The organism is Bradyrhizobium sp. FW305-F6, from assembly GCF_058782905.1.
In genome coordinates this window covers 96255-115116 of record NZ_JBYSYD010000008.1, presented here as the reverse complement: position 1 = coordinate 115116, position 18862 = coordinate 96255, and the positions used below count along the sequence as shown (strand labels likewise).

The following is an 18862-nucleotide window of genomic DNA, read 5'->3' as shown; positions in this document are numbered from 1 at the left end:
ACGGGGCAGGAGGGGAGCAGCCGATGACGACACCAGCAGCCGATCGACGTCGCAACTTCGGGATCGCGCTGGCACTGGCGGGCCTCTCCGTCATGCTCGGCGCCTGCAACACCACGGAGATCGTCACCCAGACGGTCCCGACCGACTATCGCCAGCGTCATCCGATCGCGGTGCAGGAAGGCAAGAAGTCGATCGTGATCTTCGTCGGCAAGGCGAGGGGCGGCCTCTCCGCCGCACAGCGAGCGGACGTGGCCGGCATCGCACAGGACTGGGTACGCGAAGGCACCGGCGCAGTCGTGGTCGACGTACCCGTCGACACCGCCAATTCGCGCGCGGCTGCGGCGACCTATCAGGAAATTCGCGCGGCGCTCGGCGCCGGTGGCGTGCCGTCCCGCGCCATCGTCCAGCATCCCTATCGCCCCGAGGATCCCGGGCTGCTGCCCACCATCCGCCTGAGCTATTCCAGGATCGCCGCCGTCGCGGGCCCCTGCGGGCTGTGGCCGGAAGACGTCGGGCCGTCCATTCTCAACCCCGGCTACAACGAGAACCGCCCCTACTTCAATCTGGGCTGCGCCAGCCAGCGCAATCTCGCGGCCATGATCGACAACCCGGCCGACCTCGAGCAGCCGCGATCCGAGACACCGGCCTACACCGCGCGACGAAACATTGCATTCGAGCGCTATCGCAAGGGCACGACGACGGCAACCACCTATCCCGAATCCGACCGGGCCAAACTCAGCGACACGGGCCAATGACAAGGTTAGAAGACGAAGATGCGGACGACCCCGGACATCCCGAGGAACACATCGCGCCGGTTCCTCGAATCTCTGTGCAGGCCTTCTGCGAGACCGAGCAGACGCTCAAGGCGGTGACCGCGGCCGGCGAGGATCGCCGGCTCGCCAAGGCCCACCTCACCGCAAAGGACGGCGGCCTCGCGGCGGCGATCGAAGTCTACGAATCGATGCCGACGCCGAACGTGATCATCATCGAGTCGGACGGCACGCGCGACATTCTCGAGGGGCTCGACGACCTCGCCGGCGTCTGCGACCCCGGCACCCGTGTGGTCGTGATCGGCAATCCCCATGACACTGCGCCCTATCGCGAGCTGGTGCGCCGCGGTGTCAACGACTACGTGGTCGGACCGGTCGAGACCCTCGACGTGGTCCGCTCCATCTGCAGCCTGTTTTCGGCCTCCGAGGCCATCATCACCGGCCGCGTCATCGCCGTGGTCGGCGCCAAGGGCGGCGTCGGCGCGTCCACCGTCGCGCATAACCTGGCCTGGACCATCGCCCGCGACCTCGCGCTCGATTCCGTCGTGATCGATCTCGACCTCGCCTTCGGCACAGCGGGCCTCGACTACAACCAGGATCCGGTGCAGGGCATTGCCAACGCGGTGCTGTCGCAGGACCGGCCGGACACGGCGCTGATGGAGCGCCTGCTCGCCAAATGCACCGATCGCCTCAGCCTCCTGGCGGCGCCTGCCACCCTTGACCGGGTCTACGATTTCGGCGCCGAAGCCTTTGACGCGGTGTTCGACACGCTGCGCATGACGACGCCCTGCATCGTGCTCGACGTTCCCCATCAATGGTCCGGCTGGACGCGACGCGCGCTCGTCAATGCCGACGACATCGTGATCGTGGCCGAGCCCGATCTCGCCAATCTGCGCAACACCAAGAACATGCTGACCGTGCTGAAAGCGGCGCGGCCGAACGACCGCCCGCCGCTGTACTGCCTCAACCAGGTCGGCATGCCCAAGCGCGCGGAGATCGAGGTCAAGGCCTTCGCCAAGACCATGGAGAGCCAGCCGATCGCGGCGATCCCGTTCGATTCGAAACTGTTCTCGACCGCAGCCAATAACGGCCAGATGATCGCGGAGGTCTCCAAGTCCCACCGCACCACGCTGCTGTTTCAGGACATGGCGAACCGCCTCGCCGGCCGCGGCGAGGTGAAGAAGCCGAGGCGCTCGCTGCTCGAGCCGTTGTTGAAGAAGCTGAAGGGCAGGTCCGGACGCGGCTCGGCCCCGCATCGCAAGGCTTCGTAAGCGAACATCGAGAGAGGCGGATTATCGGTCCGCCCGCTGCTGCTTCTTCGCCAGCAGCTGCCGCAGCGCTGCGACCTTGGCCGCGGCCTGATCGGGTGGCAGATCGGCTTTCACGAGGATCTCGGCCTCGGCCTCGCGGCCCTGCAAGCCCAGCACCAGCGCGAAATTGGCGCGGACCCGCGCATCGTTCTGATTGCGCTGATGAGCGCGGCCGAGCACCTGTTCGGCCTTCGACAGATTGTTTTGCAGCATATAGGACAGTCCGAGATTGGACAGCACGGCGGGCTCGTCCGGCACGATCTTCAACGCCGCGGCGTAGTATTGCTGTGCCTCCTCGTTGCGGCCGAGCTGATCGAGCGCTGCGCCCTGTGCCGACAGGATTCGCCAATCGGGATCATTGGGCGAATGGGCGCGGCCGAGGACGTCGAAAGCCTGCTGGAAATTGCCGTTGTCGGCGAGCGCGCGACCATAGCCGGCGAGCAGCGCCTTGTTGCTGGGATGGGCGAGCACGGCCTGCTCGAGCACCGCGACCGCCTGCGCGCGCTGCCCGGTCTCGCGCAGAGCCTTGCCATATTCGATCGCGACTGCGGGATCGCTGGGCCTGGCGCGGTAGCGCTCACGCAAGGCGTCCATGTTCGACCTTGCCTCGGCCTTCGCGTCGACCCTGGTCGCCGCTTCCCGCTTGCTGCCAAGCGCACCGGTGACATCCTCGATGCCCGCGGTCTGACAGCCGCCGAGGGCGAGGATCAGGACTGCGGAACACAGATATCCCGCCGGCGGAAAGGCGAGAGACAAACGCTTGGACATACTCTGATCACTCGGCAACTGATCAGAGATGCTTACCGATTAACGCTAAAGTCCCGTTAAGGACGCGGGCGCGCTTGCGTTCAGTCGACGAATTCGGCGCCGAACTCGCAGCCGATGCGCCAGCGCAGACGGCATTGGCGGGAGTAATCCGGCGCGAAAATGATGGTGAACTGCGGCGGCACTTCCAGGAATTCCGCAACCACCTTCACGCCGCCATCCGAAATATCAGTGATCGTGCAGTCCCGCGGCAGCGAGCCCGCGCCAAAATGGATCTTGGCGAGCCGGCTACACACCCGACGTTCGCTTCTCCGGCGATTTACCAGCATTTGAACTGTTTACCCATCAGACCACGGCCCATCCCGCAGGCAAGGAGTAACGGACATTCGTTGGGATGTGCTGAGCAGAGAGGGTGGTATTCGAGACGTAGTCTCGGCGTCCCGTTTAGGCCGGGTTAGGAGTTGCGTTCCTTCGAGGATCGTTCCCGTATTGTTCTTGCGCCGGCGGCCGCGCTCTGCTACCCCTAATTGCGCGAGAGGGCAGGCTGGTTTGAGCATGGTTCAGCGGGTTTCTACCGTCGCCTTTGAGGGGATCGAGGCCCGCGCGGTCGACGTGCAGGTGCAAGTCGCGCCCGGCCTGCCGGCCTTCGCCATCGTCGGCCTGCCTGACAAGGCGGTGTCGGAGGCGCGCGAGCGGGTGCGTGCGGCGCTGATCGCCTCGGGGCTGGCGCTGCCGGCGCGGCGAATCATCGTCAACCTGGCGCCGGCCGACCTGCCCAAGGAAGGCAGCCATTACGACCTGCCGATCGCGCTCGGGCTGATGGCGGCGATCGGGGCGATCCCGCCTGATGCGCTGACCGGCTTCACCGTGCTCGGCGAGCTCGGCCTCGACGGCTCGATCGCACCGGTGGCCGGCGTTCTTCCCGCCGCGATCGGCGCCAACGCGCGCGAGGAGGGGCTGATCTGCCCGGCGGCGTGCGGCTCCGAGGCGGCCTGGGCGAGCCCCGACATCCAGATCGTCGCCGCACACTCGCTGATCCAGATCGCCAACCATTTCAAGGGCACGCAGGTGCTGTCGCGGCCCACGCCAAAGGTGCACGAGGCCGCAGCCTCGACGCTCGACCTGCGCGACATCAAGGGCCAGGAAAGCGCCAAGCGCGCGCTGGAGATCGCGGCTGCCGGCGGGCATCATTTGCTCATGATCGGCGCGCCGGGCGCGGGCAAATCGATGCTGGCGGCGCGGCTGCCCTCGATCCTGCCGCCCCTGTCGCCGGGCGAGCTGCTCGAGGTCTCCATGATCGCCTCGGTCGCTGGCGAGATCGAAGGCGGTGCGCTGACGGCGCGGCGGCCGTTCCGCTCGCCGCATCATTCCGCCAGCATGGCTGCGCTGACCGGCGGCGGCATGCGCGCCAAGCCCGGCGAGATCTCGCTGGCGCATCAGGGCGTGCTGTTCCTCGACGAGCTGCCGGAATTCGATCCGCGCGTGCTGGATTCGCTGCGCCAGCCGCTGGAGAACGGCGAGGTCGCGGTGTCGCGCGCCAATCACCGCGTCACCTACCCGGCCCGCTTCATGCTGGTCGCGGCGATGAATCCCTGCCGCTGCGGCAACGCGTTCGAGCCCGGCTATGCCTGCAAGCGCGGCCGCATCGACCGCTGCACCGGCGACTATCAGGCGCGCATCTCCGGTCCCCTGATGGACCGCATCGACCTGCGCATCGAGGTGCCGGCCGTGACCGCGGCCGACCTGATCCTGCCGCCGCCGGCGGAAGGATCGGCCGAGGTCGCCGCGCGTGTCGCGGCGGCGCGCGACATCCAGCTCGCCCGCTATGCGGATGCGGGCCTGCCGAATGTCCGCACCAATGCCGAGGCGCCCGCCTCCGTGCTGGAGGAGGTCGCAAAGCCGGATGCGCAAGGACAGAAGCTGCTGCGCGATGCCGCCGAGACCATGCGGCTGTCGGCGCGCGGCTATCACCGTGTGCTGCGGGTGGCGCGCACGCTGGCCGACCTCGATCATTCCGACAAGATCGGCCGGCTGCATCTGGCCGAAGCGCTGTCCTACCGCGCACTCGCGGAGGATGTGCGGCAGATGGCGTGAACGCGCCTCGCATCAACCCGGTGGTAACGAGTTTCCTTTACGCTCTGCAAACCATAAGGCCCAGCGCGTTTCGGTCACGAGTTCCCAAGGGCCCGGCGAGTACAGCGTCATGTTGCGTTTCAAGTTCCTGGCTTCGGTCGTTCCCCTGCTGGCGGCTGCGGTGTTTGCCCGCGCAGAGGTCGGATCGGTCTCGCATCCCTGCATCGCGGTGGGCGACACGTCGGTCGAGCTCACCTCCCGGTTCTGGACCGCCGGCGTGCATGTCGCCTTCACCGACGATCCGACGCGGGCCACGGTGCGGGTCCAGATCACGGACAATGCCGACGCTGCGGACTTCACCGTGGTGGACGACGGCCCCGGTTCCGAGGCGGAGTCCTGCCAGGCCAATCCGTCGACGCGCCTGGTCTCGATTGCCGCCCAGCCCGTCGACGGCGGCGAGGTGATCTATCTCTCCAGCGAAGGGCCGGCGGATTACCGCATCCATGTGCGCTCGAAGACGTTCTCGCCGCGCGAGGCGGCGGCGCTGATCGTCGGCGCCCGTGGCGGCCATGGCAGCTTCAAGGCGGCTTCGCTTTAAGCCGTTAACACCCCGTCAACCCTGTTTGGAGCCGAGGCCAACGCCTCAAACTGTTCGCAAGGTCGAGACGACATCGTCGCACGCGGCGGCGGGGTTTCAGGCAAGGGCGGTGACGATGGGTCGGACGTTCCGGATCAAGGTGCGCATGCGCCGCTTCAGGCGACAGCATCCGCGCATCGCCTTCGCGATCCGCTCCTTCATGATCTTCTCGGCGACGTTCGGCGGCGCCTATGGTTTCGTGTCCGGCAGCCGGTCCGACAATTCCGGCTACGATCCTCATACCTTTGCGATCGGCGCCAGCTTCCTGTTCGCGCTCGCCTGCCTCGGGCTCGCGACGCTAAGCATGCGGCTGCGCTTCATCAATAAGCGGCTCCGCAAGCTGGCCGCGCACAACGAGGCGTTGATCGACCGCAATTGGGAGCTGAAGGAGGCGGAGGAACGCGCCCGCAGCCTGTTCGAGCAGCAGGGCGATCTGATCGTGCTGCGCGATACGAGCGGCCGCATCACCTTCGCCAACGAGGCCTATTGCGCCCTCGCAGGACAGGCGCGCAGCGCGCTTGTCGGCACGCGCTTCGATTTCGACGTGCTGGAGCAGGGCGACAGCGCCCGCGAGAGCAGCGGTACCCGCATCCACGACCAGAAGATCGCAACCCCGCTCGGCGCGCGCTGGATCGCCTGGCGCGAAGGCTATGTCCGCCGCGATGCCGGACAGCCGGCCGAATTGCAAAGCGTCGGACGCGACGTCACCGACCGCACCGAGACCGAGCGCGCACTGGCCGAGGCCCGCGACCAGGCCGATGCCGCCAACCGCGCCAAGTCGCGCTTCCTCGCCATGGCCTCGCACGAGATCCGCACCCCCTTGAACGGCATCATCGGCATGGGCGGCCTGTTGCTGGACACCAATCTGACGCCGGAGCAGACCACTTATGCCAGGGCGGTGAAAACCTCCGGCGAAGCCTTGATGGCGCTGATCGAGGAGTTGCTCGACTATTCCAAGATCGAGGCCGGCAAGCTCGACCTCGATCAGCGTCCCTTCGCGCTCTCGACCATGGTCGAGGAGATCACCGAGCTACTGGCGCCGCGCGCACAGGCGAAATCGCTCGAGATCGCCGCTTACATCGACGAGCGCCTGCCGCTGGAAGTGGTAGGCGATGCCGCGCGGCTGCGCCAGGTGCTGCTCAACCTCGCGGGCAACGCCATCAAGTTCACTGCGAATGGCGGTGTTGCGCTGATCGTCGAGCCCGGGATCTGGCCGAACGAGATCAGCTTCCTGATTCGCGATACCGGCATCGGCATCGCGTCCGACGCCCAGCAGCGCATCTTCCGCGAGTTCGAGCAGGCCGACGCGCGCATCGCCCGCACCTATGGCGGCACCGGGCTCGGCCTTGCCATCAGCGATCGGATCGTCAAGCGCATGGGCGGCCGGATCACGCTCCAGAGCGAGCCGGGCAAGGGCTCGACCTTCGAGGTCGCGGTGCCGCTTCCGCCCTCGCAAGCGAGCGCCGGACAGACGGCTTTTCCGGGCGTCGACCTCACCGGCAAGTCGATGCTTCTGGTCGCCGACGGCATCGAGGCCTCGCTCATCGCCCGGCGGCTGGAGCGCTGGGGCGGCCAGATTTGCGTGGTTGCCGACGCTGCCGTCGCCGAAGCACTGCTGCCGGAGCGCTCGTGGCACGCCGTGTTGATCGATCGTGCGGTCGGCCCCGCCATCGCCGATCGTCTCGGTGAGGCGGCCCGCGCGCATGCCTTGCAGCGCCTCGTGCTGCTGACGTCGAGCTCTCGCCACGAGAAGCTCTCACCGGCGTTCACCGGTTTTCTGGTGAAGCCGCTGCGCGCCGCCTCTCTCGCCGCGCGCCTTGCGCTGACGCCGGAGGTTGCCTCGCCCGAACTCGCGCCGGAGCCGCCGGCCGAGTCCGCCGGCCCGGCATCGGCGAAGGGCCTCTCGATCCTCGTCGCCGAGGACAACGAGATCAACGCCCTGCTGATGCGCTCGCTGCTGACGAAGCTCGGCCACCGCGTCGTCATCGCGGTCCATGGCGAGGCCGCGCTGGAATCCTGGCTCGCCGCTACATCCGCCGGCACGCCCTACGATCTCGTGCTGATGGACATCCAGATGCCGCAGCTCGACGGCATCGAGGCGACGAAACGCATTCGCGCGCATGAAGCAGCCTTGGGCGGTCACACACCCATCCTGGCGCTCACCGCCAACACGCTGATGGAGGATCGCTATGCCTGCTTCGAAGCGGGCATGAACGGATTTCTGATCAAGCCGCTCGACCGCGAGAAGCTCGAGGAGGCGCTGGCGGGGCTGGCCGCGTCCAAGCCGCTGGCGGTCCCGAATATGACGGGAACCTGATCTCGACCGACAATCCATAATTGAAATCGAGCGCGCGGCGCGTCACCATCCTCGAGGGGGCATTTTGCAACAGAGGATTTTTCCGCATGAACCTGCTTTGCCGCTTCGCACTTATCGTCCTCCTCGCTGGCATCTCCCGACCGGCCGCCGCCGATGCACCCGAGTTGATCTCGTCACTCAAGCAGGGCGGCTATGTCCTGATCTTCCGGCACACCGCGACCGACGACAGCCAGAAGGACGTCTACCCGTTCAAGTTCGACGACATGAGCGCCCAGCGTCAGCTCAGCGAAAAGGGCAGGGACATGGCGCGCCAGATCGGAGCAGCCATCAAGGACCTCGCGATTCCTGTCGGCGATATCTACACCAGCCGGCTGAATCGCGCGGTCGAGGCGGGCAAGCTGATCTCCGGCCGTGAGGTCAAGCCGGTCGATGCGTTGACCGACAGCAGCAACGCCAGCGCATCCGGAATGGCAAACCCAACCGGCGCCAATGCCAAGGCCGGGCAGGCCGTGCGCCAGCTCGTCGATACGCCGCCGGCGACCGGCACCAACACGCTCCTGGTCACCCACAAGACCAACATCGCCGATGCCTTCGGCAAGGAAGCCGGCGACGTGCAGGAGGGCGAAGCCTTCGTCTACAAGGCCAGCGGATCCGGCCCGGCCACCTTCGCAGGCCGCATCAAGCTTGCGGATTGGAACGCAAAGGCAGGCAGGTGAGTCCAACCCGTGTCGCGAGCGTGAGGTAAGCCGCAAGTGGCGTTTTCGGGCGCCGGCTTGGCGTGGCGGGTGAGGCGATTGGCCGCCACGGCTTTCCGCTCGGTCACGATGTTGTGCTACGGACCTACGCTGACAAGCGACTGAAAGGCTGGGAACACGTGAGAACATCAGAGGACCGTTCATTCCTCATCCTGCTGGTCGTGATCTCGATTGCGTTCGGGTGGGTGCTCTGGCCGTTCTCCGGCGCAGTGTTGTGGGCCACGCTATTGGCCATCATCTTCGCCCCATTCTATCGACGCGTCCTGGACACTTTCCCGGGAAGGCAGAACCTCGCCGCCTTCGTCACCGTCCTCGTGGTGATCGTCATGGTCCTGATCCCCGTGGCGATCGTCATCGCTTCGCTCATCGACCAGGGAGGGGAGCTTTATCAACGCGTTCAGAGCGGAGAGATCAGTTTTGCTCATCCCCTGCAGCAGCTGAAATCCGCGCTGCCCGCGTGGGCTGGCTCACTCGCGGATCGCCTGGCCGGCATCGATTTGTCGTCGCTGAGGGAACGCCTGTCGAGCCTGGTGGTCCCGGCCGGCCAGCAGCTGGCCGGGCATGCGCTCAACATCGGCCAGGTGACGCTGGAATTCGCCGCAAGCTTGCTCGTAATGCTGTACCTGCTGTTCTTCCTGCTGCGTGATGGCGACGAGCTCACCGCGCGCATTCGCGACGCACTCCCCCTGCGGCCGAGCCACACCGCCGAGATTCTCGACGCGTTCACGCTCGCCGTTCGCGGGACGATTAAGGGCATCGTTCTCGTCGCCTTGATCCAGGGCGCGCTCGGCGGGCTCATCTTCTGGCTGCTCGGCTTGACCGCTCCGCTGCTGGCGGGCGCGCTCATGGCGCTGGTCTCGCTGCTTCCCGTGCTCGGCTCGGCCCTGGTCTGGGTTCCGGTCGCGCTCTATCTGCTCGTGTCAGGTGCAGTGACGAAGGGCCTCATTCTGCTCGCTTTCGGCACTTTCGTGATCGGCCTTGCGGACAATTTCCTCCGCCCGATCCTGGTCGGCCAGTCGATCCAGATGCCGAGCTATGTCGTGCTGCTTGCCACCTTGGGCGGCCTTGCGAGTTTCGGAGCGAACGGTTTCGTCATCGGCCCGCTCGTTGCCGCGATGTTCCTGACGGTGTGGCAAATCTTCATGAGCGCGAAAGCGCGACAGGAGGCCCGCAAGTGAGCTTCATCAAGTAAGCTTCATTCCTTGACCGGCCGGTCCAGGATCTCAGGTACACGCAACGCCAGCTTCGCCTGCGAAACCGGCTTCTCGAGAATATCCACGCCTTCGTCCAGCCGGCCCTGGTGAACGACGGCGTTCCTGGAATATCCAGTCATGTAGAGAACCTTCAGCCCCGGCCGTATCTGCTGCGCCCGCCTGCCGAGCTCACGACCGTTGATCCCGGGAATCACCACAGCGGTCAGGAGCAGATCCACTTGCGGCTCTTCCTGGAGGAGAATCGTCAAGGCGCCTTGGGCACTCGGTGCAGTGCGGATGCGTTAGTTCGGCTCGCAGGACGTCGCATACGGCGAGCAGACGGCGTTGCGCTCCGCCGCGCAGCATAGCCCTTGAGCCGCTCGGCCCCGCGTTCCAGCTCCGCACGGGGCCGTGTGGCACACACTCCACTGCACTGGACAGCCATTCGCGCCGGCGCCGGACCTTCTGGTGCGACGACAGCTATGCGGCGTGAGCGCTGAAACGAGGGGCCGAAAGCCGGCCCGGCGGGCCTTCCGCCCCCCGGAAGATCGTCTCGGTCTGAGCGACGCGCTTGCAATGCGGGCAGGCGAAAAGATGTGCGATGACGGGGACCGGCTCGTCTGCAAGCAGCTCCGAGCGATACCACTTCATCTCAATGTGGCAGTCCGTGCATATCGGCGCTTCGAGCTGTTCGGCAGCGCTTTTGAGACGATCAACCATGGCCCCTCGCGTGTTCGAAGGCCATAACCCAATACCCTCAGTTAGTCTGCATCAAAAGATACTCAGCTCGCTATTTGCCGGTACCCACGCCATCACAGCCGCCTGAGTGCCACGCTCTCCACCGTATGGTCGGCACCCTTTTTCAGGATCAGCGTCGCCCGCGGGCGGGTCGGCAGGATGTTGTCCTCGAGATTGGCGAGGTTGGTGCGCTCCCAGATCGCGATCGCAGTGGCGGTGGCTTCCTCGTCCGAGAGCAAGGCGTAGCGGTTGAAATAGGATTTCGGATCGGTGAACGCGGTGTCGCGCAGCGCCAGGAAACGCTTGATGTACCATCGCCGCAGCGCCACCTCGTCGGCATCGATATAGACCGAGAAATCGAAGAAGTCGGAGACCACCGGCACCGCCTTGCCGTCGCGCGGCAGCTTGCCGGTTTGCAGCACGTTGACGCCCTCGACGATCAGGATGTCGGGCTGGTCGATCTCGGCCCATTGGTTCGGCACGATGTCATAGGTCAGATGCGAATAGACGGGCGCGCGCACGTGGCGGCGGCCGGCCTTGATGTCCGAGAGGAAGCTGAGCAACAGGGGCAGGTCGTAGCTCTCCGGAAAACCCTTCTTCTGCATGATACCGTGCCGCTCGAGCACCGCGTTGGGATAGAGAAATCCGTCGGTGGTGATCAGCTCGACCTTCGGGCGCGGCGACCAGCGCGCCAGCAGCGCCTGGAGCACGCGGGCGGTGGTGGACTTGCCGACCGCGACGGAGCCGGCAACGCCGATGATGTAGGGCACCTTGCGGTCGCGGATGTTGAGAAACTGGCGCTCGGCGTAATACAGGCGCTGCATCGCATCGACATAGATCGACAAAAGGCGCGACAGCGGAAGATAGATGTCCTCGACTTCCTGGAGATCGAGGCGGTCGTGCAGCGAGCGCAGCCGGTCGAACTCGCCCGGCTCCAGCGTCATCGGCGTATCGTCGCGCAGCCGCGCCCACTGCTCGCGCGTATAGACGCGGTAGGGATTATACTGCTGCTCCGGTGCGCGGATATCCATGACGCGACCTCTCCATTCCGGCTAGCTGCCGCCCTTGCGCGACGCCTTTTCTTCCAGCCCCGACATCGAGGTTCGCTGGCCCAGCGCGGCCTCGACCTCTTCCAGCTTTATGTCGCGCGCCTTCAGCAGCACAAGGAAATGATAGAGCAGATCGGCACTTTCGGCGATCAGATGCGCGCGATCGTTTTCGACTGCAGCGATTACGGTTTCGACTGCTTCCTCGCCGAACTTCTTGGCGCAATGCTCGGCCCCCTTGTCGAGGAGCTTGCGGGTATAGGAGGCTTCGCCGCCGGCCGCCGCGCGGGCGTCGATGGTCTCGGCCAGATCATGGATCGTGAAACGCGGCATCGGACTTACTCGGAGATACGCTCGGCAACAGATTTGGCCATGATGGCCATCCCGTCGGTCAATCTAACATCGTTGCGAGCCAGAGTCGTTAAGCATCCAGGCGCATCGGCAGCCCGCGCCGGGCCATGTGCTCCTTGGCTTCACGGATGGTGAATTCCCCGAAATGGAAGATCGAGGCTGCCAGCACCGCCGTGGCGTGCCCGTCGCGAATACCGTCGACGAGATGGTCGAGATTGCCGACGCCGCCCGAGGCGATCACCGGGACGGGAATGCTGTCGGCAATCGCCCGGGTCAGCGGAATGTCGAACCCCTGCCTGGTGCCGTCGCGGTCCATCGAAGTCAGCAGGATTTCACCGGCGCCGAGCGAGACCACCTCCTGGGCATATTCGATCGCATCGATGCCGGTGGAGTTGCGGCCGCCATGGGTAAAGATCTCCCAGCGGTCGCCGCCGGGGCGCTTGACGCGTTTGGCGTCGATCGCGACCACCACGCATTGTTCGCCAAATTTTTCGGCAGCTTCCTTGACGAATTCGCGGCGCGCCACGGCGGCGCTGTTGATCGAGACCTTGTCGGCGCCGGCGCGCAGCAGCGTCTTGATGTCGTTGACCTCCCGCACGCCTCCGCCGACGGTCACCGGCATGAAGCAGGCTTCCGCCGTGCGCCGGACCACGTCCAGCATGATGCCGCGGTTCTCATGGGTCGCGGTGATGTCGAGGAAGGTGAGTTCGTCGGCACCGGCCGCGTCATAGGCGATGGCGGCTTCGACGGGATCGCCGGCATCCCTGAGATCGACGAAGTTGACGCCCTTGACGACGCGGCCGTCCTTGACGTCGAGGCAGGGGATCACGCGCACCTTGAACATCGGTCAGCTCCTAGGCGCGCGCGTTGCGGATCAGCGTGAGGGCGGCGGCGGGATCGAGCCGGCCGTCATAGAGCGCGCGGCCTGCGATCGCGCCGGCGAGCTTTTTCGCGCGCGGCGTCAGCATCGCCTTGACGTCCTCGATCGAGGCGAGGCCGCCGGAAGCGATCACGGGAATGGAGATGCTATCCGCCAGCGCAATGGTCGCGTCCAGGTTCAGGCCCTTGAGCAAGCCGTCGCGCGCGATGTCGGTGAAGATGATGGCGGCAACGCCGGCATCCTCGAACCGCTTTGCGATCTCCAGCGCTGTCACTTGCGACGTCTCGGCCCAGCCTTCGACAGCGACCTTGCCGTCGCGGGCGTCGAGCCCGACCGCGACGCGGCCGGGGAACGTCTTCGCGGCGGCCTTCACCAGCTCCGGATCGCGCACCGCCGCGGTGCCGATGATGACGCGGGTGATGCCCTTGTCGAGCCAGGCTTCGACGGTCGCGAGATCGCGAATGCCGCCGCCGAGCTGCACCGGGATTCTGATCGTCTTCAGCATCGCCTCGACTGCGTGCGCATTCACCGGCTTGCCGGCGAAGGCGCCGTCGAGATCGACGACGTGGAGATACTCGAAGCCCTGCTCGACGAAGCTCTGCGCCTGCGCGGCCGGATCGAGGTTGAACACGGTCGCGCGCGCCATGTCGCCTTGCTCGAGGCGCACGCACTGGCCGTTCTTGAGGTCGATGGCGGGAAAGAGAATCACGGCTTCCATCGCAAGAAGTTCGAGATCAGGGCCAGCCCGAAACGCTGGCTCTTCTCGGGGTGGAATTGCGTGCCGATGGCGGTGTCCTTGCCGACGATCGCGGTGACAGGACCGCCGTAATCGGCGCGCGCGAGCACGTCCGCCTCGTTGGCGGCGTTGAGGTGGTAGGAGTGCACGAAATAAGCGTGCTGACCTTTGGGGCCGAGCGGCAGCTTGTTCAGCACCGGATGCTCCTGCAGCAGGTCCAGCGTATTCCAGCCCATGTGCGGGATTTTGAGGCTCTCGTCGCGGGGCATGATCTTCTCGACGTCGCCGCCGATCCAGTTCAGGCCTTCGGTGATGACATGCTCCTTGCCGCGGCTGGCCATCAGTTGCATGCCGACGCAGATGCCGAAGAAGGGGCGCGCCTTGACCCGCACCGCTTCGGTGATCGCCTCGACCATGCCGTTGACGGCGTCGAGCCCGCGCCGGCAGTCGGCGAACGCGCCGACGCCCGGCAGCACGAGGCGGTCAGCCTCGTAGGCCTGATCGGGATCGCTGGTGACGAAGACCTTTTGCGGAGCTTCCAGGCTGCGGGCGGCGCGTTCGAAGGCTTTCGCGGCCGAATGCAGATTGCCGGAACCGTAATCGATGATGGCGACGCTCATCTTGACCCTCCCGGTTCTGGAAACAACCCGATGATGCCGCCGGCCGGAATGGGCGGCGGGTTCGAAAACTGCTGGCCCGGCGTGGTGCGGGTCGGCGGCGGGCCGCCGCGATCGACGGCCCATTGGTCGTTGACGATGCCGTGCTGCTTCTGGCTCCAGCGCTCGAAGAAGCGGCTTTCGGCGGTGTCCTGATCGTCGGCAATCACGACGTCGAGCTGGCGCCACTTGCCGCGCGACAACGTCCAGCGCCGCAGGGTCGATCCCTCGAGGCCCAGCAAGAAAGCGACGATCAGGTCCGCGACAAAGATCGAACCGCGACCGACGCCGAGCGCGGAGAGGCCGGCGTTGAACGCGACGAGGAAGACGACCCACGCAACCAGCGCCAGCCACAGCCGGTTCCACAGCAGCCAGAATGGGCCGAAGATCATCGCCCAGAAATGAAAGCCGTCACGCACGAACACGAACCTGTCGGTCGCGCGCAAATCGGCTCCGCCGGAGGAGGGAGCATGAACTGTGTAGACAGGCATGGTGATGCCCCGTTCTCGAATTCATTGATACCGCAGGCGGCGCACGTCGCCCGCGGACGGAAGTTCAGCCGCCGAGCGAACCCTTGGTGGACGGGATCTCGCCCGCCGCCTTCGGATCGATCGCGACCGCCGTCCGCAGCGCCCGCGCCAGGCCCTTGAAGCAGGACTCGGCGATATGGTGACTGTTATCGCCATATAGGGTCTCGACGTGGAGAGTCACGCCGGCGTTGATGGCGAAGGCCTGGAACCACTCGCGCACCAGCTCGGTGTCGAACTCACCGATCTTGTCGCGGGGAAAGGCGGCCCTGAACACCAGGAACGGGCGTCCCGAAATGTCGATAACCACACGCGTCAGCGTCTCATCCATGGGCATGTGCACGCCGGCATAGCGGGTGATGCCCGCCATGTTGCCGAGCGCCTGCCTGACCGCTTGGCCGAGCGCGATGCCGGTGTCCTCGGTGGTATGGTGATGGTCAATGTGCAGGTCGCCGACCGCCTTGACCGTGAGGTCCATACGGGCATGGCGGGCGAGAAGATCGAGCATGTGGTCGAAAAAGCCGATGCCGGTCGCGATATCAGCCGCGCCGGTGCCATCGAGGTTCACGGAGACCTCGATGTCGGTTTCCTTGGTCTTGCGCCTGATCGTCGCGGTGCGCATTGAAGTGCGGTTTCCACTTTGGTTTTGAGCATGATCTTGTCGGAAAACCGGACCACTTTTCCGGATCATGCTCCTTGAGCCGAAAACGCCAGTCTCTTAACAGCCAAATGACACCTTCGCTACTGCGGGAACGGCCGGCCGGACCTCCACTTCTGCCTATGGTGAGTGAAATTCGGCCCGGAACGGGCCGTTGTACCCAGGTTGTCCCCTAGGCCCTGACCCCCTAAATCAGGCCGGACCACGAGGATCATTCATGCAAGCGACCCAGAACAGCTCGCCGGGCTGGCACGGCACCACGATCTTGACCGTCCGCAAGGGGGGCAAGGTGGTGGTTGGCGGCGACGGCCAGGTCTCCATCGGCCAGACCGTGATCAAGTCCAACGCCAAGAAGGTCCGCAAGCTCGGCAAGGGCGACGTCATCGGCGGCTTTGCCGGCGCCACCGCCGACGCCTTCACCCTGTTCGAGCGGCTGGAATCCAAGCTCGAGCAATATCCGGGGCAGCTGACCCGGGCCGCGGTGGAGCTCGCCAAGGACTGGCGCACCGACCGTTATTTGCGGCGGCTGGAGGCCATGATGATCGTCGCCGACAAGGACGTCTCCCTGGTGCTGACGGGCACCGGCGACGTGCTCGAGCCCGAGGCCGGCGTCATGGCGATCGGCTCCGGCGGCAATTATGCGCTGGCCGCGGCGCGGGCCCTGCTCGACACCGACAAGGATGCCGAGGCCATCGTCCGTCGCTCCCTCGACATCGCCGCCGACATCTGCGTCTACACCAACCGGAATCTGACCATTGAGAGCCTGGCAACGGGGTAGGGCGGATCTGTGACTCAACAACGTGGCTCCGGACTGGCAGTCACCTCTCCCGCGAGCGGGAGAGGTCGCGCCGAAGGCGCGGGTGAGGGCTTTGCCCTCTGGGGGATTGTCCCGTTGAGGAGGCACCCTCTCCCCGACCCTCTCCCGCAAGCGGGCGAGGGAGCGCAGCGCCGCCGCGGTCGATAGATGACCCCAAGCTACACCTTCCGCCCGATGACCCCGGCCGACATGCCGCTGATCCGGCGCTGGCTGGCGGCGCCGCATGTCGCCGAATGGTGGCACGATCCGGAGACGCTCGAATTCGTCGGCGGCGACCTCGATCATCCTGACCTCGCGCAGTTCATCGTCAGCCACAACGATCGGCCCTTGGCTTATCTGCAGTGCTACCAAATCGGCGATTGGCACCTCAGCTTCGGTCCGCAGCCCGTGGGCACCCGCGGTCTCGATCAGTTCATCGGCGAGGCCGACATGCTCGGATGCGGGCACGGCTCCGCTTTCATCCGTGCCTTCATCGACCAGCTCTTCGCGCGCGGTGTGCCGCGCATCGTGATAGACCCAAGTCCTGCCAATCCACGCGCGATTCGTGCCTATGAGAAAGCTGGATTCGTGCCGCAGCACGAGATCGTCACGCCGGATGGTCCCGCACTCCTGATGATCCGAGAGCCATGACGCTCGCCGCAACTCCCGCCGCCAAATCCACCACCGCATTTTCGCCGCTCGGCTGGGCCGGCATCGCGCTGCTGCTGCTGGCCCTCCAGGCCGCGATTCTGTTCGGGATGGGACGCGTGCCGATCTGCACCTGCGGCACCATCAAGCTCTGGCACAGCGTCGTGAACAGCTCGGAAAATTCCCAGCATATCGCGGACTGGTACACGTTCTCGCACATCCTGCACGGCTTCCTGTTCTACGGCCTGACCTGGCTGCTGTTTGCGCGTCTGCCGTTCCTGCGTCTCCCTCTTCCAAGTTTATCTTGGCCGGCGCGGCTGATCGTCGCCATGCTGATCGAGGGCGCCTGGGAGATCGTCGAGAATTCGCCCTTCATCATCGAGCGCTACCGCGCCGGCACGATCTCGCTGGACTATTACGGCGACAGCATCGTCAATTCGGTCTCTGACAATCTGGCCATGATCCTGGGGTTCCTGGCCGCACGCGCCCTGCCCGTCGGCGCGACGGTCCTGCTTGGGCTCGCCTTCGAGATCGTGCTGGCGCTTCACATTCGCGACAATCTGACGCTCAACGTCCTGATGCTGATCCATCCGATTGAAGCCGTGAAGCAATGGCAATCCGGCCCGCCGATCATCTGACCCAAAATGCGGCTTGTCCTTGGCCGCCTCCCGCCCTAGCTAAGCAGACATGACAGACTTCTCGCCCCGCGAAATCGTTTCTGAACTCGACCGTTTCATCGTTGGCCAGGCCGACGCCAAGCGCGCCGTCTCGATCGCGCTGCGCAACCGCTGGCGCCGGCAGCAGCTCGAAGGCTCACTTCGCGAGGAGGTGCTGCCGAAGAACATCCTGATGATCGGCCCGACCGGCGTCGGCAAGACCGAGATCGCGCGGCGGCTCGCCAAGCTCGCCAACGCGCCGTTCCTGAAGGTGGAAGCGACCAAGTTCACCGAGGTCGGCTATGTCGGCCGCGACGTCGAGCAGATCATCCGCGATCTCGTCGAGGTGGCGATCGCGCAGGTGCGCGAACGCAAGCGCAAGGACGTGCAGGCGCGCGCCCAGCTCGCCGCCGAGGAACGCGTGCTCGATGCGCTGGTCGGCGCCAATGCGAGTTCGGCGACGCGGGAATCGTTCCGCAAGAAGCTGCGGGCCGGCGAGCTCAACGACAAGGAAATCGAGATCGAGACGCAGTCGTCCGGCGGCGGCATGCCGATGTTCGAGATCCCGGGCATGCCGGGCGCCCAGATGGGCGCGATCTCGCTCGGCGACATCTTCGGCAAGCTCGGCGGCCGCAGCAAGACGCGGCGCCTGACGGTCGAAAGCTCGCACGAGATCCTGGTCAACGAGGAATCCGACAAGCTGCTGGACACCGAGCAGCTGACCCTGGAGGCGATCAGCACGGTCGAGAACAACGGCATCGTGTTCCTAGACGAGATCGACAAGATCTGCGCACGCGACGGCCGGGTCGGCGGCGACGTCTCGCGCGAGGGCGTGCAGCGCGATCTTTTGCCGCTGATCGAGGGCACCACGGTCTCGACCAAGCACGGCGCGGTCAAGACCGACCACATCCTGTTCATCGCCTCCGGCGCCTTCCACGTCGCAAAGCCGTCCGACTTGTTGCCGGAATTGCAGGGCCGCCTGCCGATCCGCGTCGAATTGCAGGCGCTGACCCGCGACGACATGCGCCGCATCCTGACCGAGCCCGAGGCCTCGCTGATCAAGCAATATGTCGCGCTGATGCAGACCGAGGGCGTGACGCTCGACATCACCGACGGCGCCATCGACGCCCTCGCCGACATCGCGGTCGCCGTCAATTCCACCGTCGAGAACATCGGCGCGCGGCGGCTCCAGACCGTGATGGAGCGGGTGCTGGACGAGATCTCCTTCACCGCCCCCGACCGCAACGGCGAGACCGTCCGGCTCGACGCGGATTACGTGCAGAAGCATATCGGCGACCTCGCCAAGAACGCGGATCTGAGCCGGTTCATTTTGTAATTCGCAGCGGTCAC

General features: G+C 65.6%; 21 protein-coding genes. 11 read left to right on the top strand and 10 right to left on the bottom strand.

Features of this window, described 5'->3' with window-relative positions:
* The first annotated feature begins 23 nt into the window (after positions 1-23).
* Together AC3WLX_RS33310 and AC3WLX_RS33305 are read left to right on the top strand one after the other, a co-directional pair.
* A complete protein-coding gene (locus AC3WLX_RS33310; protein ID WP_291625681.1) occupies positions 24-755 on the top strand; it encodes a CpaD family pilus assembly protein in 732 nt (243 codons plus the stop codon).
* Positions 752-2041: a CpaE/TadZ family protein gene (locus AC3WLX_RS33305; RefSeq protein WP_492339131.1), complete on the top strand. Its 1290-nt coding sequence runs from the start codon at positions 752-754 to the stop codon at positions 2039-2041. Before AC3WLX_RS33310 ends, AC3WLX_RS33305 begins: the two co-directional genes overlap by 4 nt.
* A gap of 21 nt (positions 2042-2062) precedes the next feature.
* On the opposite strand, the gene AC3WLX_RS33300 is transcribed toward AC3WLX_RS33305, so the two are convergent.
* Both AC3WLX_RS33300 and AC3WLX_RS33295 read right to left on the bottom strand, forming a co-directional pair.
* Entirely contained in the window at positions 2063-2848 is a 786-nt protein-coding gene (locus AC3WLX_RS33300; protein ID WP_291625684.1) for a tetratricopeptide repeat protein, read from the bottom strand.
* A gap of 80 nt (positions 2849-2928) precedes the next feature.
* On the bottom strand, positions 2929-3174 hold the full coding sequence (locus AC3WLX_RS33295; protein ID WP_028145870.1) for a PilZ domain-containing protein: 246 nt from the start codon (positions 3172-3174) through the stop codon (positions 2929-2931).
* A 226-nt stretch (positions 3175-3400) separates the two neighbouring features.
* On the opposite strand from AC3WLX_RS33295, the gene AC3WLX_RS33290 reads away from it, so the two are divergent.
* From AC3WLX_RS33290 to AC3WLX_RS33270, 5 genes are all read left to right on the top strand, one after another.
* Positions 3401-4939 (top strand): YifB family Mg chelatase-like AAA ATPase, encoded by a 1539-nt coding sequence (locus AC3WLX_RS33290; protein WP_492339130.1) that lies wholly within the window; start codon positions 3401-3403, stop codon positions 4937-4939.
* A 109-nt stretch (positions 4940-5048) separates the two neighbouring features.
* Positions 5049-5516, top strand: coding sequence for a hypothetical protein (locus AC3WLX_RS33285; protein ID WP_291623802.1), 468 nt, complete (start codon positions 5049-5051; stop codon positions 5514-5516).
* Positions 5517-5631: 115 nt separating this feature from the next.
* Positions 5632-7872 carry a PAS domain-containing hybrid sensor histidine kinase/response regulator gene (locus AC3WLX_RS33280; RefSeq protein WP_492339129.1) on the top strand — a complete coding sequence of 747 codons (2241 nt, stop codon included), beginning with the start codon at positions 5632-5634 and terminating at the stop codon, positions 7870-7872.
* 86 nt (positions 7873-7958) lie between these two features.
* On the top strand, positions 7959-8588 hold the full coding sequence (locus AC3WLX_RS33275) for a histidine phosphatase family protein (RefSeq protein WP_291623807.1): 630 nt from the start codon (positions 7959-7961) through the stop codon (positions 8586-8588).
* A 158-nt stretch (positions 8589-8746) separates the two neighbouring features.
* Positions 8747-9805 carry an AI-2E family transporter gene (locus AC3WLX_RS33270; protein ID WP_492339128.1) on the top strand — a complete coding sequence of 353 codons (1059 nt, stop codon included), beginning with the start codon at positions 8747-8749 and terminating at the stop codon, positions 9803-9805.
* 17 nt (positions 9806-9822) lie between these two features.
* Here the strand turns inward: AC3WLX_RS33270 and AC3WLX_RS33265 are convergent, their stop codons facing one another.
* The 8 genes from AC3WLX_RS33265 to hisB all read right to left on the bottom strand — a co-directional run bounded on the left by AC3WLX_RS33265 (position 9823) and on the right by hisB (position 15376).
* A complete protein-coding gene (locus AC3WLX_RS33265; protein ID WP_492339196.1) occupies positions 9823-10119 on the bottom strand; it encodes a response regulator in 297 nt (98 codons plus the stop codon).
* 513 nt (positions 10120-10632) lie between these two features.
* A complete protein-coding gene (gene coaA, locus AC3WLX_RS33260) occupies positions 10633-11589 on the bottom strand; it encodes a type I pantothenate kinase (protein WP_291623813.1) in 957 nt (318 codons plus the stop codon).
* Between the two features lie 21 nt (positions 11590-11610).
* Entirely contained in the window at positions 11611-11937 is a 327-nt protein-coding gene (locus AC3WLX_RS33255; RefSeq protein WP_492339127.1) for a phosphoribosyl-ATP diphosphatase, read from the bottom strand.
* 88 nt (positions 11938-12025) lie between these two features.
* On the bottom strand, positions 12026-12799 hold the full coding sequence (gene hisF / locus AC3WLX_RS33250; protein ID WP_061023640.1) for an imidazole glycerol phosphate synthase subunit HisF: 774 nt from the start codon (positions 12797-12799) through the stop codon (positions 12026-12028).
* A gap of 10 nt (positions 12800-12809) precedes the next feature.
* A complete protein-coding gene (gene hisA, locus AC3WLX_RS33245) occupies positions 12810-13553 on the bottom strand; it encodes a 1-(5-phosphoribosyl)-5-[(5-phosphoribosylamino)methylideneamino]imidazole-4-carboxamide isomerase (protein WP_492339126.1) in 744 nt (247 codons plus the stop codon).
* Entirely contained in the window at positions 13541-14191 is a 651-nt protein-coding gene (gene hisH, locus AC3WLX_RS33240; protein ID WP_492339125.1) for an imidazole glycerol phosphate synthase subunit HisH, read from the bottom strand. Before hisH ends, hisA begins: the two co-directional genes overlap by 13 nt.
* A complete protein-coding gene (locus tag AC3WLX_RS33235) occupies positions 14188-14718 on the bottom strand; it encodes a DUF2628 domain-containing protein (RefSeq protein WP_492339124.1) in 531 nt (176 codons plus the stop codon). Before AC3WLX_RS33235 ends, hisH begins: the two co-directional genes overlap by 4 nt.
* A 64-nt stretch (positions 14719-14782) precedes the next feature.
* Complete coding sequence (gene hisB / locus AC3WLX_RS33230; RefSeq protein ID WP_492339123.1) at positions 14783-15376, bottom strand: imidazoleglycerol-phosphate dehydratase HisB; 594 nt, start codon at positions 15374-15376, stop codon at positions 14783-14785.
* Between the two features lie 253 nt (positions 15377-15629).
* On the opposite strand from hisB, the gene hslV reads away from it, so the two are divergent.
* The 4 genes from hslV to hslU all read left to right on the top strand — a co-directional run bounded on the left by hslV (position 15630) and on the right by hslU (position 18848).
* On the top strand, positions 15630-16190 hold the full coding sequence (gene hslV, locus AC3WLX_RS33225) for an ATP-dependent protease subunit HslV (protein ID WP_492339122.1): 561 nt from the start codon (positions 15630-15632) through the stop codon (positions 16188-16190).
* A gap of 186 nt (positions 16191-16376) precedes the next feature.
* Positions 16377-16859 (top strand): GNAT family N-acetyltransferase, encoded by a 483-nt coding sequence (locus AC3WLX_RS33220; RefSeq protein WP_492339121.1) that lies wholly within the window; start codon positions 16377-16379, stop codon positions 16857-16859.
* Positions 16856-17494, top strand: coding sequence for a DUF2585 domain-containing protein (locus AC3WLX_RS33215; protein WP_492339120.1), 639 nt, complete (start codon positions 16856-16858; stop codon positions 17492-17494). The genes AC3WLX_RS33220 and AC3WLX_RS33215 overlap by 4 nt, the downstream gene beginning before the upstream one ends.
* Positions 17495-17543: 49 nt before the next feature.
* Positions 17544-18848, top strand: a complete 1305-nt coding sequence (hslU, locus tag AC3WLX_RS33210) for an ATP-dependent protease ATPase subunit HslU (RefSeq protein ID WP_492339119.1) — start codon at positions 17544-17546, stop codon at positions 18846-18848.
* The last annotated feature ends 14 nt before the right edge of the window (positions 18849-18862 follow it).